We start from the raw sequence: 21,258 nt of genomic DNA on the forward strand, positions 1-21,258 counted from the left end.
CCGGGATTGAGCTGGGCAACCTTGTGCACAGGTCGCAGGCCCGAATGCCTTTCTGTCCTGGCACACGAAAGCCCGTCTGAAAAACCTTCTTCTTTCTACTTCCCAAGGAAAAAAATGAGCGCAATTGTTGATATCGTCGGCCGCGAGGTTCTCGACAGCCGTGGCAACCCCACCGTCGAATGCGACGTGCTGCTGGAGTCCGGCGTGATGGGCCGGGCTGCCGTGCCGTCAGGCGCCTCCACCGGCTCGCGCGAAGCCATCGAGTTGCGCGACGGCGACAAGTCGCGTTACCTTGGCAAGGGTGTGCTCAAGGCCGTGGGCCATATCAACAACGAAATCTCTGAAGCCGTGCTCGGCCTGGATGCCAGCGAGCAGGCTTTCCTGGACCGCACGCTGATCGAGCTCGACGGCACCGACAACAAGTCGCGCCTGGGCGCCAACGCCATGCTGGCCGTTTCCATGGCCGTGGCCCGTGCCGCCGCCGAGGAAGCCGGCCTGCCGCTGTACCGCTACTTTGGCGGCATGGCGGCGGTGCAAATGCCCGTTCCCATGATGAACGTCATCAATGGCGGCGAGCATGCCAACAATAACCTGGACATCCAGGAATTCATGATCATTCCGCTGGGCGCGCCAAGCTTTCGCGAAGCGCTGCGCTATGGCGCCGAAGTGTTCCACGCCCTGAAGAAAATCCTGCACGACCAGGGCATCAGCACCGCCGTCGGCGACGAAGGCGGCTTTGCGCCCAACGTCCCCAGTCATGAAGCGGCGATCCAGATGATCCTGCAAGCCATCGACAAGGCCGGTTTTGTCGCCGGCGAGCAAATTGCCCTGGGCCTGGACTGCGCTGCCTCCGAGTTCTACAAGGACGGCAAGTACGAGTTGTCCGGCGAAGGCCTGAGCCTCTCGGCACAGGAATGGACCGACATGCTGGCGACCTGGGTCGACAAGTACCCGATCATCAGCATCGAGGACGGCATGGCCGAAGGCGACTGGGACGGCTGGAAAATTTTGACCGACCGCCTCGGCAAAAATGTGCAGATCGTCGGCGACGACCTGTTCGTCACCAACACCAAGATATTGAAGGAAGGCATCGACAAGGGCATCGCCAACTCGATCCTCATCAAGATCAACCAGATCGGCACGCTGACCGAAACCTTTGCCGCCATCGAAATGGCCAAGCGCGCCGGCTACACCGCCGTGATCTCGCACCGCTCGGGCGAAACCGAGGACTCGACGATTGCCGACATCGCCGTGGGCACCAACGCCGGACAGATCAAGACCGGCTCGCTGTCGCGCTCGGACCGCATGGCCAAGTACAACCAGTTGCTGCGCATCGAGGAAGACCTGGGCGAAGTCGCCAGCTACCCTGGCCGCGCCGCTTTCTACAACCTGCGCTAAGGCATCCGCCAGCCCATGGGCAAGCACTTATTGGTTCCTGCCGTTCTGGTCGTGCTGCTCGGGCTGTTCCAGGCCCAGCTCTGGCTGGGCCGCGGCAGCATCCCCAACGTGCGCGAGATGCAGCAGCGCCTGGAGGAGCAGCTGGCGAACAACAAGCTGCTGCAGGCGGGCAACGACCAGCTGGCCACCGAGATCAAGGATCTGCAGGAAGGTCTGGAAATGGTCGAGGAGAAGGCGCGCAGCGAACTCGGTATGGTCAAGCCCAATGAAATGTTCGTCCAGCTCACCGAATAAGCTTAAGCGGCCTGCTCCGTGGCTTGCGGGCAACGCGCCCGTTCAGGGCCGGCTCCACCCGCATCGATCACCATGCTGACCATTGCGCTGCTGGGCGACTGCCCGCTCCAGTTGTCCGAACTCGCCGCAGCCCTGAAACAGGCGCAGGCGACACAAGCCCTGGACCGCCAAACCATGCTGGTCACGGCGGCCGGGGCCGACGCCCTGCCCACAGGCTTGCCCGGCTTTGACCTGGTGTTGCTGGCAGGGCTTGAAGCGCCGTACAAGGCTGTGACGGACCTGCACGCTGCGACCGACCCCGAAGCGAAAGACCACTTGATTCGCGCCGCGCTGGCGCGGGCTGGTGTTGCCTACCGGGTGCTCTATGGCACGTCCGGCGAGCGGCTTGCCCACGCACTGCAGGCAGTGGAAAGCCTGCGGCCTTCGGCCAGCTGGCCCAGGCAAGCCACCCGCCCGGAACGCCAGAAAAACCAGTCATGGATCTGGATGTGTGACAAGTGCAGCGACCCGCAGTGCGAGCACCTGTTGCTGACGGCCTTGTTGGCCAGCCGCGACAGCGCGGCTTCAACGCCCGGCGAGCAGGCGCGCCACTTATTGAACCGTTGACGTCGGCGGCGGTTGCTGGAGCGGGTTGGTGAAAAGCTGCGCCGCATCGACCGGATCGAATTCATACTGCGCACCGCAGAATTCACAGGCCACATCGACCTGGCCACGCTCGGCGATGATGCTTTCGACCTCTTCCGTTCCCAAGCCGCGCAGCATGTTGCCCACGCGTTCGCGCGAGCAACTGCAGGCAAAGCTCGGCGTGAGCGGCTCGAATCGCGTAACGGGTTCTTCCCAGAACAAGCGGCGCAAGATCGTGTCGACATCCAGGGTCAAGAGTTCCTCGCGCTTGAGCGTTCCGGCCAGCAGCGCGATGCGCTGGTAGTCTTCGTTCACGCCAATCTGGTCTTCATTGGCTTGGCGGTCTCTCTGGCCTTCAAGGTTGCCCTCGCCCTGTACCGGCAGGCGCTGGATCAGCAGGCCAGCGGCCACATTGCCATCGGCGGCCAGGATCAAACGCGTGTCGAGCTGCTCGCTTTGCAGCATGTAATGCTCCAGCACCTCGCTGAGTTTTTCGATTTTTTCATGCTGGTCGCCAAACAGCGGCACCACGCCCTGATAAGGCTGCTGGCCCGGAAACTTGGTCGTCGGGTCGAGCGTGATGGCGCAACGCCCTTCGTTCTTCACGTTGACCAGCTGACTCAGTGAACCGCCCTCGGGCACGTCGCCGGTCACGGTGGCGGTGGCGCGCAGGCTCAGGTCGGGCTGCACTTCAGCCACGGCCAGCTTGACTGGGCCGTCGCCGAAAATCTGCAGGATCAGCGCGCCGTTGAAGCTGATGCTGCTTTGCATCAGGGCGCCGGCTGCCGTCATTTCGCCCAGCAGTTGCATGACTTCGGCCGGGTAGCCGCCGGCGGCCTCGCGGCGCTTGAGGATTTCCTGCCACGCGTCGGTCAGGCGCACAATCATGCCGCGCACCGGCAAGCCGTCGAAGATGAATTTATGCAGTTCAGACATGGAGCCCCCACGCTTGTCGCTTCGCGTACTGCGCTGCCCCCCGAGGGGGCCGCTGCGCCTGCGGCCCGGCAAAGCCGGTTCCGCGGCCCTGGCTGGCCCGGAACGCTACCGCTTCCATGCTTGTCGCTTTGCGTACTTCGGTTCGCCTGCGGCTTAGCAAAGCCGGTTCCGCAGCTTCTGCTGATCTGTGCGGTTTCGGGGACGACCGCGTTTTTAAATGGTTCATGTTCTGGATGTCGCTCTCAATGTCGTTCTGGAGGCCGTTCAGGCCAGTTTCTTGAGTCCGGCTTTGTAGCGCCGGGCATTGTCCATATAGTGCTGCGCGCTCATTTTTAAACCCTCGATCTGTTCGGGCGAGAGTTGCCTGACCGCCTTGGCCGGGCTGCCCAGGATCATGCAGCCATCGGGGAACTCCTTGCCCTCGGTGACCAGCGAGCCGGCGCCGACCAGGCAGTTTTTGCCGATTTTCGCGCCATTGAGCACCACCGCCTGGATGCCGATGAGCGAGCCGTCGCCAATCGTGCAGCCATGCAGCATGACCTGGTGGCCGACGGTGACGTACTCGCCGATCACCAGCGGCAGGCCTTCGTCGGCATGCAGCACGCTGTTGTCCTGGATGTTGGAGCCCTTGCCTACCCTGATGCTGGCGGTGTCGCCCCGGGCCACCACGCCAAACCAGACGCTGCTGCCCTCGGCCAGCGTCACATTGCCCATGACCTGCGCGCTGTCGGCCACCCAGGCCGAGGCGTGGATGGAAGGTTGCAGATCGTCCAGCTGGTAAATGGCCATGGGGTTCCTAATCAATAGTGGGTTAGTGGGGGTTGAAAACGGCTTTTGATTGTAGGCAAGCGCCAAGCGGCATGTTCAGGCCGGGGTTCTGGCCTTCTACTCGGATCAACCCGCATCAACGACAATCCCGGCATGACCGCCACGCCACCCGCGCCCGAAGTGCGCCAGCTTGCCCTGCAAGCGCTCCTGGAGCCTGATCCACATCAAAAAGTGCTGCTGACGCAAGCGCTGCAAGCGCAAGCAGCTACGCTTTTAATAGCAACCGATCAACCCCTCAGCGCACCTGCCGGTGTGCCCGGTTGTCCGCTGCGGCCCGAATTGCAGTTGCACCTGAACATGCCCCGTCGCTCGCCGTTCACCCCGGACGGACTGGCTGCCCTGCTGCATGCGGTGACGCACATCGAATTCAACGCGATCAACCTGGCGCTCGATGCCGTCTGGCGCTTTGCCGGGATGCCGCGCGCCTATTACCTCGACTGGCTCGGGGTGGCGGCCGAGGAAGCCGAACACTTCAGCCTGTTGCGCGGCCACCTGCAAACCCTGGGCTACGACTACGGCGACTTCGCGGCGCACACCGGCCTGTGGGACATGACGCAGAAAACCGAGGGCGATGTGCTGGCGCGCATGGCGCTGGTGCCGCGTACGCTGGAAGCGCGCGGGCTGGATGCCACGCCGCCGATGCAGGCCAAGCTGCGCAAAGTCGGCACGCCGCAGGCGCTGCGCGCCGTGGACATCCTGGACATCATCCTGCGCGATGAAATTGGGCATGTCGCCATCGGCAACCACTGGTACCGCACCCTGTGCGCCCAGCGCGGCCTGGAACCGCTGGCCACCTATGCGCTGCTGGCGGCGCAATACGGCGCGCCGCGCCTGAAAGGGCCGCTGAATCTGCCCGCCAGGCGCCAGGCAGGCTTCAGCGATGCCGAAATGGACGCGTTGAACGCCAGCGCCTGAGGGTGCCCTGCCATAGTCCAAACGGCCCAACCACCTTTTTGCACAGCTGGACTGGACGGCGATACATTTAAAACCACTGGCAGGAAACACCGGGCGACTGAAAACAGGAGATTCGCAATGATGATGATGCAACTGATTCAAAAGGCAAAAATCAAGTTTTTTGAACCCGATGAAGTCAGCGGGCCCATGCTCCGTTGCATTGCCAGCCCCCTGAAGGTGGACATGTTCAACCGGCCGGCCACGCTCAACCGGCTGAGCGCCGAGCAGCAACGCATCCAGCTGCTCGAAAACCAGATACAGCAGCTTCGTGCCGACGTTGCCCGGTGGAAAAATTCGTCGCTGTGCTTTGCGCAGGAAATGCGGGACCTGCTCACCGACTGAGGCACTGGCTCAGCAGCGGCCTTCCGCGTGCGCAAACAGCGCCCCGGCTGGCGACCGTGCATTTCAGGTGATGGCAGCCCGCACGGTGACGCGCTAGACTTTTTGGAACCCCAAGGAGTCGCTCATGTCCCAGTCCCTGGCATCCGGTCCTTTGTCTTCCCTTGCGGCCCTTGCCGGACTGCCCGAAGAAATGGCAGTGCGTTTGCCGCAGGGCCAGCAACTGGGGGCAGCAGACGCGCCGGTCAGGCTGTCGCTGTCCCGGTGGTCGAGCATTGCCCGCCTCAAGGCGGGGCAGATCGGCGAACTGGCCGAAGAGTATGTCGAGGGCAAGCTGCAGTTCGAGGGCGCCATGCGCGATGTGATGGGCGTCATGCTCAAGCTCCTGCCCAAAAGCCCGCTGGAAAGCAACACCGGCTGGTGGTCCCGCCTGATGACCCGTGCACGCTCTACATCGACCCACACGCGTGCCAGGGACTCGGCGCAGATACAGTTCCATTACGATGTTTCAGATGCTTTCTATGGGCTCTGGCTGGACCCGCGCCGTGTCTATTCCTGCGCCTATTACCGTGACAACGGCATGACCCTGGCACGGGCGCAGGAAGCCAAGCTCGAGCATATATGCCGCAAGCTGATGCTCAAGCCAGGCGAGCGTTTCCTGGACATCGGGGCCGGCTGGGGCGCCCTGCTGCTGTGGGCCGCCGAGCATCACGGCGTCGATGCGACCGGCATCACGCTGTCGGAAAACCAGTACCGGCATGTGCGGCAGTTGATCGCCGACAAGGGCCTGGCGCGCCGGGTGCGCGTTGAACTGCGCGACTACCGCGACCTGCCGGAAGCGCAGCCGTTCGACAAGATATCGTCGGTCGGCATGTTCGAGCATGTCGGCCAGGCCAACATGGACGCCTACTTCGGCAAGATCATGCGTTTGCTGGCGCCGGGCGGGCTGGTCATGAACCATGGCATCACCGCAGGCGACCTGCAGCACCGGCAAATAGGTGCCGGCATGGGCGACTTCATTGAAAAATACATTTTCCCGGGTGGCGAGTTGCTGCATGTCAGCGCCGTGCTCGGCCACCTGGCGAATTCCGGACTGGAAATGGTCGACACCGAGAACCTGCGGCCCCACTACGGCCGCACGCTGTGGGACTGGTCGGATGCGCTGGAAGCGCACCTGGACGAAGCGCGCCAGGCGCTGGCAGCGGGCAGCCCGCCCGAACGTGCTGAAAAGATACTGCGCGCCTACCGGCTGTACCTGGCGGGCAGCGCCATGAGCTTCGAGCAGGGCTGGATTGCGCTGCACCAGGTGCTGGCGACGCGGCCGGCAGCGGCCTTTCAGGACGAAGCCATCCGGGGGGCGAAGTCGCCCTACCCCTTCAACCGCGAATTCATGTATGGCTGACAGCGCCTGCATGCGGCATTGATAGCGGCGCCGGACCCGTCATTCCATTTCGCATTAAAAGCAACCACAAGGCGCGAAGCTGCAAACAGTGCGACAAGCAGCGCCAGGCGAAGCAACGCAGTTGTCGTTTGAAATGTGCAGCATCAGCCGCGCGGATGATGCTCCGCATGGATTGCCTTCAGGCGCTCGCGCGCCACATGGGTGTAGATCGTGGTGGTGGAAATGTCGGCATGGCCGAGCAGCATCTGCACCGCGCGCAGGTCGGCGCCGTGGTTCAGCAGGTGCGTGGCGAAGGCATGGCGCAGCGTGTGCGGCGACAGCGGTGAATGGATGCCGGCCAGCAGCGCATACTTTTTCACCAGTTTCCAGAACATCACCCGGCTCATGCCGTGGCCGTGGCTGGTGACGAACAGGTCGTCGGTCTGCTGGCCGCCCAGGATGACCGGCCGCGCCTCGGCGATGTAGCGAACGATCCATTCACGCGCCACCTGGCCAAACGGCACCAGCCGCTCGGTGCTGCCCTTGCCCAGGACACGCAGCACGCCCTCGTTCAGGCCAACGTGAAACGTCTTGAGCCCGACCAGTTCACTGACGCGCAGGCCGCTGGCATACATGGTTTCCAGCATGGCACGGTCGCGCAGCCCGAGCGGCAGGTCGTCGTCGGGCGCCGACAGCAGGGCCTCGACCTGCGGCTCAGACATCACCTTGGGAACGCGCAGGGCCTGCTTGGCCGACGCCAGCTTGAGCGTGGGGTCGGCGGTCACCAGGTTTTCGCGCAGCGCCCAGCGAAAGTAGCGCTTGAGCACCGTCAGGCAGCGGTTTGCCGAGGTGGCCTTGGTCACTGCATGGCGAAACGCAAAGTAAGCCTTGATGGCGCCTTCATCCGAATCGTCGAGCTTGCAGTGGTGCTGTTCCCTGGCATTGAGCCAGGCGGCATACAGCGACAGGTCACGCCGGTAGGCCGCCAGCGTGTTGCGCGACAGGCCGTCCTCCAGCCACAGGGCGTCGATGAACGCGTCGATGGCTGACTGGCTTTGCGGGTGCATGGTGTGGCGCTCGTGAAAAGGGTGGCAAGTCCGCCTGCCGAAACCGGCATGAACTGGACGGGCGGGCAAGGCAGTGAGAAAGTGGCTTATTCCAGCTTGAGTTTGGAGGTTTCGACGACTTTTTTATACACGTCGAACTCGGCCTTGATCTGGGCGGCGAACTGCTCGGGCGTGTTGGCCACGATCTGCGAGCCGGTGTCCTCGATGCGCTTGCGAACGGCCGGGTCTTCGAGTGCCTTTTTCACGCCGGCGCTGACCTTGTCGACCACCTCCTTCGGCAGATCTTTCGGGCCGACGATGCCGTAATACGCCATGCGGTTGACCGGCTCCAGCCCGACTTCCTTGAAGGTCGGCACATCGGGCAAGGCCGCAAGACGCGCAGGCGCCGCGACAACAATCGGAATCAGCCTTTTTTGCTGGACAAAGGGCAAAGTGGACGGCAGATTGTCGAAAATGATCAAGACCTGGCCGGCCACGGTGTCGTTCAAGGCCGGGCCGGAACCGCGGTAGGGAATGTGCGTGATGAAAGTGCCGCTCAGGCTCTTGTACAGTTCCATCTGCAGGTGCGCAATGCCCCCGGTGCCCGACGATGAAAACGAGTACTTGCCGGGGTTTTTCTTCAGCTCGGCGACAAACTCCTTGTAGTTGCGCGCCGGAAAGCTCGGATGCACCGCAATGATGTTGGGCGTGGCGGCAATGTTGATGATCGGCGTGAAGTCCGTCAGCGGGTTGTAGGGGATTTTTGGATTGATGGCGGGATTGGCAGCGGTGGTGGACACCGTGGCGATGCCCAGCGAATAGCCGTCGGGCAGTGCGCGCGCGGTTTCGGTCGCGCCAATCACGCCGCCGCCGCCAGCCTTGTTTTCCACAATCACCACCTGGCCCAGCGCCTTGCCCAGCGGATCGGCCATGACACGGCCAATGATGTCGGTCGTGCCGCCCGGCGCGAACGGAATCTGCAGCTTGATGACCTTGTTCGGATAGCCTTGGGCCAGCACGGCGCCAGAGGCAGCGCCCAGGGCCAATGCGGAAAAAGCCAGCAGGTAGCGACGTTTCATGATCAATTCCTTGTAAGAAGACAACCTTGCATCGTAAACGCTGCCATGGGCGGGCCTACCTGTGGAAAACGCATAAGGGCTAACCCCGACGATTGCGGTTATTCTTCGCCCGGTGATTTACGCCCAGCTGCTTTTGCCCGACTTTTCGCTCATTTTGTGCGGCTACCTGCTGTGCCGCCACACAGCGCTCAATCGCACGGTATGGGGTCCGGTGGAAAACCTGGTCTATTATTTTTTGTTTCCAGTACTGCTGTTCCAGTCCATCGTCAAAAGCCCGCTCGACCTGGCCGCGACATCCAACCTGATCGGCGCCGGCGTGGCGTTGGGGCTTGCGGGCATCGCCCTGGCCTACAGCCTGCCTTTCCTGCCTGGCTTGCGCCGTCACATCGACCGTCGCGAGCATGCCGCCAGCGCCCAGGTGGCTTTTCGCTTCAACTCCTTCATCGGCCTGGCGCTGGCTGAGCGGCTGGCGGGCAGCCAGGGGCTGCAACTCATCGCCGTGCTGATCGGCGTGTGCGTGCCACTGCTCAATATGGCGGCGGTGTGGCCAATGGCACGGCATGCGGGGAACGGCTTTTTGCGTGAACTGGCGCGCAATCCGCTGATCCTGGCCACGGCGGCGGGCCTGGCGGCAAACCTGCTGGGGTTCAGCCTGCCCGCTTGGTCGGTGCCGACGCTGTCGCGCCTTGGCGCCTCGGCCATCGTCCTCGGCCTGATGACGGCCGGCGCCGGCATGCAGTTGGGCCACCTGTCACAGGCCAAGACCCTGTCGGCGGCCGTGCTGTCGATCAGGCATTTCCTGATGCCTCTGGCGGCGCTGGGACTCGCCCGGGCCTTTGGCCTCGATGCCGTGCAAAGCAGCATCCTGCTGGCGTTTTCCGGCCTGCCGACGGCGTCGAGCGCGTATGTACTGGCCGCGCGCATGGGTTACAACGGCAGCTACGTCGCCGGCCTCGTCACGCTATCCACGCTGCTGGGCGTGGTGAGCCTGCCGTTCGCGCTGGGCCTGCTGCCGTAAAGCCGGCGGTCGCGGCACACTAGCCGCTATTTATTTAATAGCTACTAATGTATGTCCAACGTGCGAAAAAATCACTTTACATCATATCCTGCATTCCAGCAGCCTCACGGGTCCAGCGCCCACGCCACCTGCTCGCGAACCACCTCGTTCGGGTGATCGGCGCGGCCCTGCAAGCTGGCGCGCAGGGCGGCCTCGTCCGCCGGATTTGCCACGCCGCCGCGCAAGGCATTGCCCATGGCCAGCGCGATGTTGCGCAGCCAGCGTTCATGGCCGATGCGGCGGATCGGGCTGCCTTCGGTCAAGCGCAGGAAGGCGTCTTCGCTCCAGCCGAAGAGTGTGGCCAGTTGCTGTCCGCTCAGGCCCTGGCGTTCGTCGAAATCAGGCAGGCTGCTGCGTTGGGCGAACTTGTTCCAGGGGCAGGCCAGCTGGCAGTCGTCGCAGCCGTAGATGCGGTTGCCCATCAAGTGGCGAAGTTCCAACGGAATCGGGCCGGCGTGTTCTATGGTCAGGTAAGAAATGCAACGCCGCGCATCGAGCTTGCCGGGCGCAATGATCGCCTGCGTCGGGCAGATGTCGATGCACGCCTGGCAGCTGCCGCAATGCGGCGTGACCGGCGCGCTGGGCGGCAGGTCAATGTCAACGTAGATTTCGCCAAGGAAGAACATCGAGCCCGCCTCGCGGTTCAGCAGCAGCGTGTGCTTGCCGCGCCAGCCCTGGCCGCTGCGCGATGCCAGTTCTGCCTCCAGCACCGGCGCCGAGTCGGTGAAGGCGCGGTGGCCAAAAGGGCCGATCTCCTCGCCGATGCGTTCGGCAAGCTTTTGCAGCCGGGCGCGCAGCACCTTGTGGTAGTCGCGTCCCCGGGCATACACCGAGACGATGCCTTCGGTCGGCCGCTGCAGGCGGCCGAGTTCCATCGCCTGCCATTCGCCGGGCTGGCGCGGGGTGGATGCCGGCAAATAATCCATTCGAACAGTGATTACGCTGACTGTGCCCGGAACCAATTCGGCCGGACGTGCTCTTTTAAGGCCATGCGCCGCCATGTAGAGCATGCTGCCATGAAAGCCGGCAGCCAGCCAGGCCGATAATCCGGCTTCGGCTGACGACAAGTCAATATCCGCGATGCCGGTTTGCGAAAATCCAAGCTCGCGCGCCCAGGTTTGAATTTGAGAAACGAATTGATGACTGTTCCACTGATTGCAGGTCGGCATGCGCTGATTGTAAAAAACATCACCTGGCCAGACGAGGCGGCCACGCAATCCCTTGCGCGGGCGCTGGCCGCCAAGCCGGCGATTCGCCGGGCACTGATCGAACTGCACGGCGACCTGGGTGCTGGCAAGACGACGTTTGTGCGCCACCTGCTCGGCGCCCTGGGCGTACGGGGACGCATCAAGAGCCCCACCTATGCGGTTGTAGAACCTTACACATTGAAGGCATCCAGCCTTGACTCGGGCCACAATCTGGAATGGGCAATCTGGCATTTTGACTTTTACCGTTTCAATGATCCGCATGAGTGGGAAGAAGCCGGGTTCCGCGACATTTTCGCCAGCCCCGGGCTCAAGCTGGTCGAATGGCCGGAAAAGGCAGGGGATCACCTACCCCGGCCCGACCTGGTGATTGCCATCGAGATGCAGCCCGACGAATCACGGCGCATCACCCTGACGGCCCATACCCCCACGGGGGCGGAGTTACTGGCATGAACAACAATAAAAAGTCTTCCCGGGGTCCGAGTCGTCGCCATGCGCTGCAGATGGGCGGCATCGTGCTGTTGCTGGGCACCCAGCACATCGCCCGGGGTGCCTCGATCGTGGCGGTGCGCGTCTGGCCGTCGAAAGACTACACCCGCCTGACCATCGAGTCCGACACCGCAATCAAGGCGCGCCAGTTCTTCATTCCCGAGCCGCCCCGGCTGGCCGTGGACATTGAGGGCATTGACCTGATCCCGGCGCTGCGCGAACTTGTTGCCAAGGTCAAGTCCGATGACCCGAACATTTCGGGCATTCGCGTTGGCCAGAACTCGCCCGGCGTGGTGCGGCTGGTCATGGACCTGAAAAAGCCGATGCTGCCGCAGGTTTTCAGCTTGGCGCCGGTGGCCGCCTACCAGCACCGGCTGGTGTTCGACCTGTATCCGGCGCAGCCGGTGGACCCGCTTGAAGCGCTGATTGCCGAACGACTGGCCGACCCGGTCAAGCCGGTAGCGCCCGCAGCTACCGCGCCCGTAACCGCTGCGCCCGTGGCGCCGCCGGGCAATGCCGCCGCACAGGCCAATGACCCGTTGGGCACCTTGATGGCGCAGCAAGCGGGCAAGGCCGCTTCCGCGCCTTCCGTGGCGGCGCCTGCTGCACCGTCAGCCAGCGTTGCAGCCAACGCCAGCCGTCCGGCCACCTCCAGGCCACCGGTGGTCGCGTCCGTGGAACCGCCGGCCATCAGGCTGCCGCCTGCACGGCCGCAGGCCGACACCACACCCTTTTCCAGGGGCGATACCGCGCCAGAGATTGAAAACAAGACCGACCGCCTGGTCATCGTCGCCCTCGATCCGGGCCATGGCGGCGAGGACCCCGGCGCCATCGGTCCGGGCGGCACGCGTGAAAAAGACGTGGTGCTGCAAATTGCGCACCGCCTGCGCGACCGCATCAACCAGCAGCCCAACATGCGCGCCTACCTCACGCGCGATGCCGATTTTTTCGTGCCCTTGCATGTCCGGGTGCAAAAGGCACGCAGCGTGAAGGCCGACCTGTTCATCAGCCTGCATGCCGACGCTTTTTTCACCGAAACGCCGCAGGGCGCCAGCGTCTTTGCCCTGAGCGAAAAAGGCGCGTCGAGCAGCGCGGCACGCTGGATTGCCGACAAGGAAAACTCCGCTGACCTGGTCGGCGGCATCAATGTCAAGGCCAAGGATGCGCAGGTGCAGCGGGCCCTGTTCGACATGAGCACCACGGCGCAGATCAATGACAGCATGAAGCTGGGCAGCGCCATGCTGGGCGAGATCGGCAACGTCGGCAAGCTGCACAAGCCCCGGGTCGAGCAGGCCAGCTTCGCCGTGCTGAAGGCGCCTGATATTCCGAGCGTGCTGGTCGAGACCGCCTTCATCAGCAACCCGGTTGAAGAAGCCCGGCTGCGCAGCGACGGCTACCAGATCCAGCTGGCCGATGCGCTGATGCGCGGCATTTCACGCTACTTTGCCAAGAACCCGCCGCTGGCGCGCAACCGCGCCCTGTAAAACCGGCTGACCTGCTCAGGAACCGTCCATACGACAAGGGCCGGCGGTTTCTTCCTACAGTCCGGCTTGGATGCATGCACTAGACTGTGGCTCACAGGCTGCGCCGAGATGTCACAACGTGACGATCCCTGGTGAATCAGCCTGGATCCAAACAGAAAAGGTGAAAACCATGATCACGAAAATTTTGATGTCAGCCGCTGCAGCTTCCCTGATTGCCCTGACCGGCTGCGGAACCAACCCGACCAATGCGCAAATTGGCACCGGCGCGGGCGCAGTGCTTGGCGGCGTGGCTGGAAATGCAGTCTTCGGCGGCACCCTCGGAACCGTTGGCGGTGCAGCTGCCGGCGCGCTGATCGGCAATGAGGTTGGCAAGCGCAAATAAGCCTTTGGGCTTGCATGCCGCCCGCCAAGCTTGGGCGAAGTGGCGGCAACAGCGTTCAGCCAAACAGGTTGAAATAAAAAAGACGATTCCTGACCAATGTCAGCGGATCGTCTTTTTTTTTGCCCAAGCCGCCCCGCAAGTCCTCGAAGGTCAGCAAGGTTTATGCGCTCACCTTCGCCTGACGCACTTCGGTACGGTACATCGATTCGATTTCAACAGCAAAGCGTGCCATCAGGGTGCTCCGCTTGAGCTTGAGGGTGGGGGTCATCAGGGTGCTTTCTACCGTCCAGGCAGCGCGCGTCAGGAAGATCGCCCGGGGCGTGGCACAACGGGCAAAGTTCCGCGCCTGGGCAGCCACGCGTGCCAGCGCCACCCGGCGGACGGCCGGCAAATTCAGGTTGGCTTCGGCATCCAGCTCCAGCGAGGCCGCCAGGCGGCGCCACTCCACCGGATTGACCACCGCCACGCAGCCGATGAAGGGCCGGTTTTCGCCGACCACCAGCACCTGCGCGAACAGCGGGCCCACCGCAATGGCCAGCTCCAGATCGCCCGGCGGCACCTTTTCGCCGGTCAATGTCACGATGATTTCCTTGATCCGGCCCCTGATGCGGATGCGCCCGTCCTGCATGTCGGCCTGTTCGCTAGTGGACAGCCTGCGCGGCGCGAAACAGGCGCGACTTCAGGGGCGGGACGGCCAGCGATTCCTGCAATTTGCCGACCACGCGCTCATGGATGCGCGGCACCGAGATCAACACCGTCGGCCGCACGGTCTTGAGGTCTTCTGCCAGCAGCGCCACCGACCGCGCATAGGCCACGGCCAGCGGCAGGCAAGTAGCCGGTCATGCGCTCGAAGGTGTGCGACAGCGGCAGGAAGGACAAAAACACATCGTCTGCCGTCGGCACCACGCGCGCCAGGATGGCGAGCACGTTGGAGACCACGTTCGCATGCGTCATGCATCACGCCCTTGGGCTTGCCGGTCGTGCCCGAGGTCAGGGCGATGGCCGCCATTTCGCCGGCATCGGGAACTGCGCAACCTCAGGCACAACGCCCTGCCCCGCTGACAGCCAGTCCGCCAGTCCACCAGCGAAACCACTGGCACGGCGTGCAAAGCGATGGATGGTCTGTCGCCCGGTAAGGCCGTGGCCGCTGCAACGCCCCGCCGGTGTCAAGGCTGGACCGGTGTGCTGCCAGCCTGGCGCCGTGCCCGCCAGGCGCCAAAAAGCACGAACAGGCCAGGAACCAGAATCATCGCCCAGATAATCTTGTCCAGGTGCGTCTTGACGAAGGGAACGTTGCCAAAGGCATAGCCGGCGGTGACGATGCCGCCGACCCACAAGGCCGCGCCGACGACGTTGAACAGCGAGAACTTGCCGCGGCTCATGTGCGAAATGCCGGCGACGAAGGGCGCGAAGGTGCGCAAAAAGGGCATAAAGCGCGCCGCGATGATGGTCACGCCGCCATAGCGCTCGTAAAACGCATGCGCCTGGTTGAACGCCCTCTTGTTGAAAAAGCGCGAGTCTTCCCACTGGAACACCTTGGGCCCGATGTAGCGGCCAATCGAATAATTGCACTGGTCGCCCAGCACCGCCGCGACAAACAGCAGGCCCACGGCCAGCGGATAGCTCATCAGGCCGACACCGCACATCGCGCCCACCACAAACAGCAGCGAATCGCCCGGCAAAAACGGCATGACCACCACGCCAGTCTCGACAAAAATGATCAAGAAAAGCAGCGCGTAAACCCACAGGCCATAACTGGCCACGAAGGTTTCGAGGTGCTTGTCGACATGCAGGATGAAATCGATGAGAAAGGCGGCTAGTTCCATGCCGCTGATTTTGACAGGTCTGCCGAAGCTTTTTTTCCAGGACTCCCGGAAAAGGCGTCACATCACGCCGAGTGGTCCTGCACCGTTTGGGGCGCGGTGCTGGAAGCGTCCGGGAGGCATGCGCCATCGGTCGCCGGCGCGGCCATGCCCCTGTAGCCGGGGCGGGCCGCAAGGCTGCCGAGCCTAAAATCAGCGCTTCATGACGCCTCAAGACACGGCCACGCGCCGCCCCATCCGTGACCTTCCCGATGAACTGATCAGCCAGATCGCCGCGGGCGAGGTGGTGGAGCGCCCGGCTTCGGTGGTGCGCGAGCTGCTCGACAACGCGCTGGACGCCGGCGCAACGCAACTCACCGTTCGCCTGTCGGCCGGCGGCGTGCGGCTGATCGTGGTCGAAGACAACGGCCTGGGCATTGCCAGAGAAGAACTGCCGGTGGCGCTGCGCCGCCATGCGACCAGCAAGATTGCGTCGCTGCAGGACCTCGAAGCCGTCGGCACCATGGGCTTTCGGGGCGAGGCGCTGGCCGCGATCAACTCGATTGCCGACATGAGCCTGATCTCGCGCACGCTGGACACCGACCACGCATGGCAACTGGACGGCCGCACTGGCGAGTTGAAGCCGGCGCCGCGCGCGCGCGGCACCAGCGTCGAGGTGCGCGAGCTGTTCTACGCCACGCCCGCGCGGCGCAAGTTTTTGAAGACCGATGCCACCGAACTGGCGCACTGCATCGAAGCCGTGCGCCGCCATGCCTTGGTGCGGCCCGATGTGGGCTTTGCCATCTGGCACGAAGGCAAACTGGTCGAACAATGGCGCGCCTGCGTGGGGCCAAAGGGCACCGACGGTTTTGAAGCCCACACCCAGCGCCTGGCCGATGTGCTGGGGGACGACTTCGTGGCGCAGTCGGTGGCGGTGAGCTACCAGAGCAGTGCCACCCGGCTGGATGGCCAGCCAGTGGTGCGCATTTGGGGCCGGGCTGGCATTCCCGACGCCGCCCGCTCGCGCGCGGACCAGCAGTTTGCCTATGTCAACGGCCGCTTCGTGCGCGACAAGGTGCTCATGCATGCCGCCCGCAGCGCCTACGAGGACGTGCTGCACGGCCACCGCCAGCCGGTGTATGCGCTGTATGTCGAGATCGACCCCGCACGGGTCGACGTGAATGTGCACCCGACCAAGATCGAGGTGCGCTTTCGCGACAGCCGTGAAGTGCACCAGGCGGTGCGCCATGGCGTGCAGGATGCGCTGGCCGCGCCGCGCGCCGGGGCGGCCAGCCCGTACGCCACGTCCAGCGAAGCATCCCCTGAGCCGTCGCTGACGCTGACGCTCAATGTAAAGCCAAATAAGGCTTTTTCGCAGCAGGGGTGGGCGCAACCAGCTATCAAATTCGGAGCAGACCAGACAAACCGCGTTTCGGACTTGGAAGCGCTGTGGCCGGTGCTGCCCGGCACGCTCAAACCCGCTGCGCCTGACCGGCCACAAACCACCGCCACGGCCGCCACGCTGGAAAGCCAGCCGTCCGGTCTGCCGCCAGAGGACACCCTGCCCCACGGCGACTGGCCGCTGGGCCGCGCTTTGGCGCAGTTGCAGGGCGTCTACATCCTGGCCGAAAACGCCCAGGGCCTGGTCATCGTGGACATGCATGCCGCCCACGAGCGCATCGTCTACGAACGGCTGAAAAGCCAGTTTGACAGCGCGCGCATCGCCAGCCAGCCCTTGCTGATTCCCGCGACATTTGCCTCCACGCCGCACGAAGTGGCGACGGCTGAAGCCTGCATCGACACACTGGCCCTGCTGGGCCTGGAAATCACGCCGTTTTCGCCCAAGACGCTGGCGGTGCGGGCCGTGCCGACCAGCCTGGCGGCCGGTGATGCGGTGGAATTGGCCAGATCCGTGCTGGCCGAACTGGCGCAACACGATGCCAGCACCGTGGTCGAGCGGGCGCACCACGAGTTGCTCGGGACCATGGCCTGCCATGGCGCGGTGCGCGCCAACCGGCGGCTCACGGTCGACGAAATGAACGCCCTGCTGCGCCAGATGGAAGCCACCGAGCGCTCCGACCAGTGCAACCACGGCCGGCCGACGTGGCGCCAGGTCAGCATCAAGGAACTGGACGGATTGTTTTTACGGGGGCGCTGAGGCAGCAACCCGGTGATCGAAAGCATCCAAATTTAACTTCCAGGTTAAATTTGGAACCTGCGTCGCCAGCTTTCAGCCTTCAAACGCCTTCGGCAGGCCAAAAAAAGCTTTATCAAGCATTAAATCGGTCTCTAGCCTAATCGTTCATTGCAGGGCCAGTTCCTCAATTGATGGCGAATTTCATTGTTGTCTTGCGCAGCAGCGGACATGGCGCTAGGCGAGGGCTGTTCCACCAGGCCGCAGGCATTGAGGGGTCCTGCTTCGGCATGGCAAAAACTGGAATGGTTAGCGGGTCAATGCTGACGCATCGCCCAAGCCCCGGCCAGGCAACTGGCTGTCGCCACAGCGGTCAGTTGCAGACGCAGGCCAAGCCAGCGTGACAGTCCGGCGCTGGCATAAAGCCGGCGATCGACCACATAGCAGGCCACCAGCAATGCGGCCAACACCACAAGGCCGGCGCTGGGCGGGAGCAGCACGGCCACCCACGCCAGCAGGCTGGGCGAAATGCCCCAGCCCAACCGCACGTTCACGGGCGGCACATCCTGCATTGCCAGCCCCCAGTGAATGCCGCCGAGAAACGTGGCAATCAACGCAGCGTAGGCTACCAGCGCCGTCCCCGCCCAGGCCTGCAGGCCTGGGACCTGCAACATGGCCAGCGCTGCTGCGCCGGCGACAAAAGGCAGCAGGCCTGCAAGGCCCAACGCGCGGGCCGTGGTGGATGGCACGGGAAAACGGCTGGTTGTCATGACCAAAGTGTAGATCAGCGTCAATCTGGCAACCGCCTTGCAGCGGTGCGTGCCAGGGCTGGCCAGCCGTGGCCTGCACTTCAAGCAGGCAGGTGCTGCCAACGGCAATGTCACCGGCGGCACAGGCTGAACCGGGCATGTACCGCCCGCATGACTGGCTTCCTGAATGACGGGTGAAAACCCTTGGGCGCGAACTATTTACCCACCAGCGGGTCAGTCCAGCCAATGAAACATTGGCAATTCCTGTTTTCCGTGCTGCTGGCATTTGTCGTTCTGGCCGGCGGCGCAACCCTCGACGAAAAACAGCGTGGCTGGATTTTTCAGCCCAGCGACCGCAGCTGGGGCAACAGCGCCGAACAGGTTCAGGACATGCAGGAGGTCTGGATCGGCTTTGACTCCCGCGCCACCGGCCAGACGGTCAGGCTGCATGGCCTGTGGCTGCCCGCCACCGGACCGGCGGCCTGGAGCGGTGCCAAGGCGCCGTTGATGCTGTACCTGCACGGTGCGCGCTGGAATGTCGAGGGCTCGGCGCCGCGCATCCGCCGCATGCAGGAGCTGGGGTTTTCGGTGCTGGCGATCGACTACCGGGGTTTCGGCAAAAGCTCGCCCGGCCTGCCCTCGGAACACATGGCCGCCGAAGACGCCGGCGCTGCCTGGGACTGGCTTGGCGAGCGGCAGCCGGGCCAGCCACGCTACATTTTCGGCCATTCGCTGGGTGGCGCGGTCGCCATCGAACTGGCGGCGCGGGTGGACAACGAGGCTGGCACCATTGTCGAGGGCACCTTCACCTCGATTGCCGATGTGGTCGGCACCATGCAATGGGGCTGGCTGCCGCTGCGCCTGCTGATCACCCAGCCCTTCGACTCGGTGGACAAGGTCAGCCGCCTGGGCGCGCCGCTGCTGGTGGTGCATGGCTCCGATGACCAGCTGATCCAGCCGGCGCTGGGCCGCAAACTGTATGAAGCGGCGCAGCAACCCAAGGCCTTCGTGCTGGTCGAGGGCGGTTCGCACTACAACACCAATTCCCTGGGCCAGGCACAGTTGCGCGTGGCGCTGGCCACGCTGTTTAACGCCAGCCCCACCGGCGCACAGGTTATGCCCCAGGTGTCTCCCCAGTGGTTGCGGCCTTGAGGATCTGGCAATCAATAACGTCCCGTCCGGCATTCCCGCGAAGGCGGGAATCCAGCGACACCGGCTGAAACGCTCAACCGAGTCTGGATATCCGCCTTCGTGTCTATGACGCAGAGAAATTATTTTTGGCCGCATCCTAAGCTCCAAACCGGACACCAGGGCGCCTGCGCTGGCAGGGGTTTCTGGTAGCCTCAAGCGCATGCCTGTTTCTTTTGCCTTGGCGCGCAGCGCGCCAAACCCCCACACTTTTTGCATTGGCCTGGCCGGCCCTACGGCGTCTGGCAAAACCGCCGCCGCGCTGGCCATCGCCCGGCAGTACCCGGTCGAGATCATCAGCGTCGATTCAGCCCTGGTTTACCGGGGCATGGACATCGGCACCGCCAAGCCTGCTGCCCGCGAACTGGCCGCCGTGCCGCACCACCTGATCGACATTCGCGACCCGCTGCAAGCCTACAGCGCAGCCGAATTCGTGCAGGACGCGCAGCGGCTGATCGAAGACATCAGCGCGCGCGGCAAGCTGCCGCTATTGGTGGGCGGCACCATGCTGTATTTCAAGGCGCTGTTTGACGGGCTCGACGACATGCCCAAGGCCGACCCGGCGGTGCGCGCGGCATTGCTGCTTGAAGCCAGCGCCCAAGGCTGGCCGGCGCTGCACCAGCAACTGGCGCGGGTCGATCCGGTCACGGCCGCGCGCCTGGCACCGCATGATTCGCAGCGCATTTCGCGGGCGCTGGAAGTGTTCCGCCTGACCGGCCAGCCACTGTCGTTTTTCCACCAGCGAAACGCTAGCAAAAATATAGCTGACAGCGCACGTCCAGTATGCGCAAACACCCTTATTTCTCTTGAACCAGCAGATCGTGCCTGGCTGCACGAGCGTATTGCCCAACGCTTTGACACGATGCTGGCCGCCGGCTTCATCGATGAAGTCAAGGCCTTGCGCGCCCGGGGAGATTTAATGCCTGACTTGCCGTCCATGCGCTGCGTCGGTTACCGCCAGGCGTGGGAAGCGCTGGCTGCGCTGCAGGCCGACGGGCTGGGCGACAATTTTTCCGAAAAAGACTTCAACGCCTTGCGCGACAAGGGCATTTTTGCCACGCGCCAGCTGGCCAAGCGGCAGATCACCTGGCTGCGTTCCATGCCGCAGCGCGAGGTGGTGGCCTGCGACGACCCGACGGCGATGCAACAGGTGCTGGAACGCGTCAAGGCACACAGGGACAACTTTTCATGCGCCTGAAAATCAGCCAGCTGGGCAAGCACTATGGCGATGCCGCCGTCTTCAGCAACGTCTCGCTCGACGTGGCGCCGGGCGAATTCGTCGCCATCGTCGGGGAGTCGGGCGTGGGCAAGTCCACGCTGCTCAACTGCATGGCGGGGCTGGACAGCTGGGACGAAGGCACGGTCGTGCTGAACGGCGCCGACCTGGGCACCATGAACGATGACCAGCGCGCCCTGCTGCGCCGCCGACAGGTCGGCTTTGTGTTCCAGGCCTTTCATGTGCTGCCGCATCTGGACGTGGCGCAAAACGTGGCACTGCCGCTGCTGCTGCTCGGCGCGCCCGACGACACGCGCGTCGAGGCGCTGCTCGAAGCCGTCGGCCTGGGCGGCCTGGGCCGGCGCCTGCCGCAGCAACTGAGCGGCGGGCAGCTGCAGCGCGTGGCGATTGCCCGGGCGCTGATCCACCGCCCCGGCCTGCTGCTCGCCGACGAGCCCACCGGCAACCTGGACCCGACCACCGCCGCCAGGGTGATGGATGCGCTGGTGGCGCAAACCCGCGAACATGGCGCGTCCATGGTGCTGGTGACGCATTCACAAGCCGCCGCCGCACGCGCTGACCGGGTGCTGCAGCTGAGCGCCGACGGCATCCGGCCCTGACTGCCGGGCCAGGCGTTGCAGCGCTCTGACAAAAAGCCGAACTATTTTTCTAT

The 21,258-nt window shown here is 63.9% G+C and carries 21 protein-coding genes and 1 pseudogene; 14 read left to right on the plus strand and 8 right to left on the minus strand.

Annotated features, from left to right (window positions below; genetic code table 11):
• Positions 1-114: 114 nt before the first annotated feature.
• From eno to IWX85_RS13985, 3 genes are all read left to right on the plus strand, one after another.
• Positions 115-1,398, plus strand: coding sequence for a phosphopyruvate hydratase (eno, locus tag IWX85_RS13975; RefSeq protein ID WP_036809836.1), 1,284 nt, complete (start codon positions 115-117; stop codon positions 1,396-1,398).
• Between the two features lie 15 nt (positions 1,399-1,413).
• Positions 1,414-1,692, plus strand: a complete 279-nt coding sequence (locus tag IWX85_RS13980) for a septum formation initiator family protein (RefSeq protein ID WP_036809833.1) — start codon at positions 1,414-1,416, stop codon at positions 1,690-1,692.
• A 72-nt stretch (positions 1,693-1,764) separates the two neighbouring features.
• On the plus strand, positions 1,765-2,298 hold the full coding sequence (locus IWX85_RS13985; RefSeq protein ID WP_196870137.1) for a hypothetical protein: 534 nt from the start codon (positions 1,765-1,767) through the stop codon (positions 2,296-2,298).
• On the opposite strand, the gene IWX85_RS13990 is transcribed toward IWX85_RS13985, so the two are convergent.
• Entirely contained in the window at positions 2,284-3,252 is a 969-nt protein-coding gene (locus tag IWX85_RS13990) for an Hsp33 family molecular chaperone HslO (RefSeq protein WP_196870138.1), read from the minus strand. The two genes, IWX85_RS13985 and IWX85_RS13990, sit on opposite strands and share 15 nt — an antisense overlap.
• A 264-nt stretch (positions 3,253-3,516) precedes the next feature.
• Positions 3,517-4,041, minus strand: coding sequence for a gamma carbonic anhydrase family protein (locus tag IWX85_RS13995; RefSeq protein WP_196870139.1), 525 nt, complete (start codon positions 4,039-4,041; stop codon positions 3,517-3,519).
• A gap of 132 nt (positions 4,042-4,173) precedes the next feature.
• Here IWX85_RS13995 and IWX85_RS14000 point away from each other — a divergent pair, with 132 nt between their 5' ends.
• The 3 genes from IWX85_RS14000 (at position 4,174) to IWX85_RS14010 (ending at position 6,775) form a co-directional block, all read left to right on the plus strand.
• A complete protein-coding gene (locus IWX85_RS14000) occupies positions 4,174-4,995 on the plus strand; it encodes a ferritin-like domain-containing protein (protein WP_196870140.1) in 822 nt (273 codons plus the stop codon).
• Positions 4,996-5,112: 117 nt separating this feature from the next.
• Positions 5,113-5,376 carry a hypothetical protein gene (locus tag IWX85_RS14005; RefSeq protein ID WP_196870141.1) on the plus strand — a complete coding sequence of 88 codons (264 nt, stop codon included), beginning with the start codon at positions 5,113-5,115 and terminating at the stop codon, positions 5,374-5,376.
• Positions 5,377-5,500: 124 nt separating this feature from the next.
• Positions 5,501-6,775 (plus strand): class I SAM-dependent methyltransferase, encoded by a 1,275-nt coding sequence (locus IWX85_RS14010; protein ID WP_196870142.1) that lies wholly within the window; start codon positions 5,501-5,503, stop codon positions 6,773-6,775.
• A 143-nt stretch (positions 6,776-6,918) separates the two neighbouring features.
• On the opposite strand, the gene xerD is transcribed toward IWX85_RS14010, so the two are convergent.
• Both xerD and IWX85_RS14020 read right to left on the minus strand, forming a co-directional pair.
• Positions 6,919-7,821, minus strand: coding sequence for a site-specific tyrosine recombinase XerD (xerD, locus tag IWX85_RS14015; RefSeq protein ID WP_196870143.1), 903 nt, complete (start codon positions 7,819-7,821; stop codon positions 6,919-6,921).
• Positions 7,822-7,907: 86 nt separating this feature from the next.
• Entirely contained in the window at positions 7,908-8,879 is a 972-nt protein-coding gene (locus IWX85_RS14020) for a tripartite tricarboxylate transporter substrate binding protein BugE (RefSeq protein ID WP_196870144.1), read from the minus strand.
• Positions 8,880-8,979: 100 nt separating this feature from the next.
• On the opposite strand from IWX85_RS14020, the gene IWX85_RS14025 reads away from it, so the two are divergent.
• A complete protein-coding gene (locus IWX85_RS14025; protein WP_370584294.1) occupies positions 8,980-9,897 on the plus strand; it encodes an AEC family transporter in 918 nt (305 codons plus the stop codon).
• Positions 9,898-10,001: 104 nt separating this feature from the next.
• On the opposite strand, the gene queG is transcribed toward IWX85_RS14025, so the two are convergent.
• A complete protein-coding gene (queG, locus tag IWX85_RS14030) occupies positions 10,002-11,105 on the minus strand; it encodes a tRNA epoxyqueuosine(34) reductase QueG (protein ID WP_196870145.1) in 1,104 nt (367 codons plus the stop codon).
• Here queG and tsaE point away from each other — a divergent pair.
• The 3 genes from tsaE (at position 11,076) to IWX85_RS14045 (ending at position 13,496) form a co-directional block, all read left to right on the plus strand.
• A complete protein-coding gene (gene tsaE, locus IWX85_RS14035) occupies positions 11,076-11,594 on the plus strand; it encodes a tRNA (adenosine(37)-N6)-threonylcarbamoyltransferase complex ATPase subunit type 1 TsaE (protein ID WP_196870146.1) in 519 nt (172 codons plus the stop codon). The genes queG and tsaE overlap by 30 nt on opposite strands.
• Positions 11,591-13,114 carry an N-acetylmuramoyl-L-alanine amidase gene (locus tag IWX85_RS14040; protein WP_036809808.1) on the plus strand — a complete coding sequence of 508 codons (1,524 nt, stop codon included), beginning with the start codon at positions 11,591-11,593 and terminating at the stop codon, positions 13,112-13,114. Before tsaE ends, IWX85_RS14040 begins: the two co-directional genes overlap by 4 nt.
• A gap of 169 nt (positions 13,115-13,283) precedes the next feature.
• Positions 13,284-13,496: a glycine zipper 2TM domain-containing protein gene (locus IWX85_RS14045; RefSeq protein ID WP_029523924.1), complete on the plus strand. Its 213-nt coding sequence runs from the start codon at positions 13,284-13,286 to the stop codon at positions 13,494-13,496.
• A 160-nt stretch (positions 13,497-13,656) separates the two neighbouring features.
• Here the strand turns inward: IWX85_RS14045 and IWX85_RS14050 are convergent.
• Positions 13,657-14,573: pseudogene (locus IWX85_RS14050) on the minus strand (AMP-binding protein); the annotation flags it as partial.
• 89 nt (positions 14,574-14,662) lie between these two features.
• A complete protein-coding gene (locus tag IWX85_RS14055) occupies positions 14,663-15,322 on the minus strand; it encodes a DedA family protein (protein ID WP_036809806.1) in 660 nt (219 codons plus the stop codon).
• Between the two features lie 199 nt (positions 15,323-15,521).
• On the opposite strand from IWX85_RS14055, the gene mutL reads away from it, so the two are divergent.
• Positions 15,522-17,456, plus strand: a complete 1,935-nt coding sequence (gene mutL, locus IWX85_RS14060; RefSeq protein WP_196870147.1) for a DNA mismatch repair endonuclease MutL — start codon at positions 15,522-15,524, stop codon at positions 17,454-17,456.
• A gap of 293 nt (positions 17,457-17,749) precedes the next feature.
• Here mutL and IWX85_RS14065 read toward each other — a convergent pair whose 3' ends face one another.
• Positions 17,750-18,202 carry a DUF3429 domain-containing protein gene (locus IWX85_RS14065; protein ID WP_196870148.1) on the minus strand — a complete coding sequence of 151 codons (453 nt, stop codon included), beginning with the start codon at positions 18,200-18,202 and terminating at the stop codon, positions 17,750-17,752.
• A 225-nt stretch (positions 18,203-18,427) separates the two neighbouring features.
• Between IWX85_RS14065 and IWX85_RS14070 the strand changes: the two genes are divergently transcribed.
• The 3 genes from IWX85_RS14070 to IWX85_RS14080 all read left to right on the plus strand — a co-directional run bounded on the left by IWX85_RS14070 (position 18,428) and on the right by IWX85_RS14080 (position 21,205).
• On the plus strand, positions 18,428-19,333 hold the full coding sequence (locus IWX85_RS14070; RefSeq protein ID WP_196870149.1) for an alpha/beta hydrolase: 906 nt from the start codon (positions 18,428-18,430) through the stop codon (positions 19,331-19,333).
• Positions 19,334-19,532: 199 nt separating this feature from the next.
• Positions 19,533-20,567 carry a tRNA (adenosine(37)-N6)-dimethylallyltransferase MiaA gene (miaA, locus tag IWX85_RS14075; RefSeq protein ID WP_196870150.1) on the plus strand — a complete coding sequence of 345 codons (1,035 nt, stop codon included), beginning with the start codon at positions 19,533-19,535 and terminating at the stop codon, positions 20,565-20,567.
• Positions 20,558-21,205: an ABC transporter ATP-binding protein gene (locus tag IWX85_RS14080; protein ID WP_196870151.1), complete on the plus strand. Its 648-nt coding sequence runs from the start codon at positions 20,558-20,560 to the stop codon at positions 21,203-21,205. Before miaA ends, IWX85_RS14080 begins: the two co-directional genes overlap by 10 nt.
• The last annotated feature ends 53 nt before the right edge of the window (positions 21,206-21,258 follow it).

The sequence above is a fragment of the Polaromonas sp. CG_9.11 genome (assembly GCF_015752225.1).
In the GTDB taxonomy this organism is placed as follows: domain Bacteria; phylum Pseudomonadota; class Gammaproteobacteria; order Burkholderiales; family Burkholderiaceae_C; genus Polaromonas.

Coding starts and splice junctions, on each gene's coding strand:
- eno (WP_036809836.1), top strand. CDS start 115: ATGAGCGCAATTGTTGATATCGTCGGCCGCGAGGTTCTCGACAGCCGT.
- IWX85_RS13980 (WP_036809833.1), top strand. CDS start 1,414: ATGGGCAAGCACTTATTGGTTCCTGCCGTTCTGGTCGTGCTGCTCGGG.
- IWX85_RS13985 (WP_196870137.1), top strand. CDS start 1,765: ATGCTGACCATTGCGCTGCTGGGCGACTGCCCGCTCCAGTTGTCCGAA.
- IWX85_RS13990 (WP_196870138.1), bottom strand. CDS start 3,252: ATGTCTGAACTGCATAAATTCATCTTCGACGGCTTGCCGGTGCGCGGC.
- IWX85_RS13995 (WP_196870139.1), bottom strand. CDS start 4,041: ATGGCCATTTACCAGCTGGACGATCTGCAACCTTCCATCCACGCCTCG.
- IWX85_RS14000 (WP_196870140.1), top strand. CDS start 4,174: ATGACCGCCACGCCACCCGCGCCCGAAGTGCGCCAGCTTGCCCTGCAA.
- IWX85_RS14005 (WP_196870141.1), top strand. CDS start 5,113: ATGATGATGATGCAACTGATTCAAAAGGCAAAAATCAAGTTTTTTGAA.
- IWX85_RS14010 (WP_196870142.1), top strand. CDS start 5,501: ATGTCCCAGTCCCTGGCATCCGGTCCTTTGTCTTCCCTTGCGGCCCTT.
- xerD (WP_196870143.1), bottom strand. CDS start 7,821: ATGCACCCGCAAAGCCAGTCAGCCATCGACGCGTTCATCGACGCCCTG.
- IWX85_RS14020 (WP_196870144.1), bottom strand. CDS start 8,879: ATGAAACGTCGCTACCTGCTGGCTTTTTCCGCATTGGCCCTGGGCGCT.
- tsaE (WP_196870146.1), top strand. CDS start 11,076: ATGACTGTTCCACTGATTGCAGGTCGGCATGCGCTGATTGTAAAAAAC.
- queG (WP_196870145.1), bottom strand. CDS start 11,105: ATGCCGACCTGCAATCAGTGGAACAGTCATCAATTCGTTTCTCAAATT.
- IWX85_RS14040 (WP_036809808.1), top strand. CDS start 11,591: ATGAACAACAATAAAAAGTCTTCCCGGGGTCCGAGTCGTCGCCATGCG.
- IWX85_RS14045 (WP_029523924.1), top strand. CDS start 13,284: ATGATCACGAAAATTTTGATGTCAGCCGCTGCAGCTTCCCTGATTGCC.
- IWX85_RS14055 (WP_036809806.1), bottom strand. CDS start 15,322: ATGGAACTAGCCGCCTTTCTCATCGATTTCATCCTGCATGTCGACAAG.
- mutL (WP_196870147.1), top strand. CDS start 15,522: ATGACGCCTCAAGACACGGCCACGCGCCGCCCCATCCGTGACCTTCCC.
- IWX85_RS14065 (WP_196870148.1), bottom strand. CDS start 18,202: ATGACAACCAGCCGTTTTCCCGTGCCATCCACCACGGCCCGCGCGTTG.
- IWX85_RS14070 (WP_196870149.1), top strand. CDS start 18,428: ATGAAACATTGGCAATTCCTGTTTTCCGTGCTGCTGGCATTTGTCGTT.
- miaA (WP_196870150.1), top strand. CDS start 19,533: ATGCCTGTTTCTTTTGCCTTGGCGCGCAGCGCGCCAAACCCCCACACT.
- IWX85_RS14080 (WP_196870151.1), top strand. CDS start 20,558: ATGCGCCTGAAAATCAGCCAGCTGGGCAAGCACTATGGCGATGCCGCC.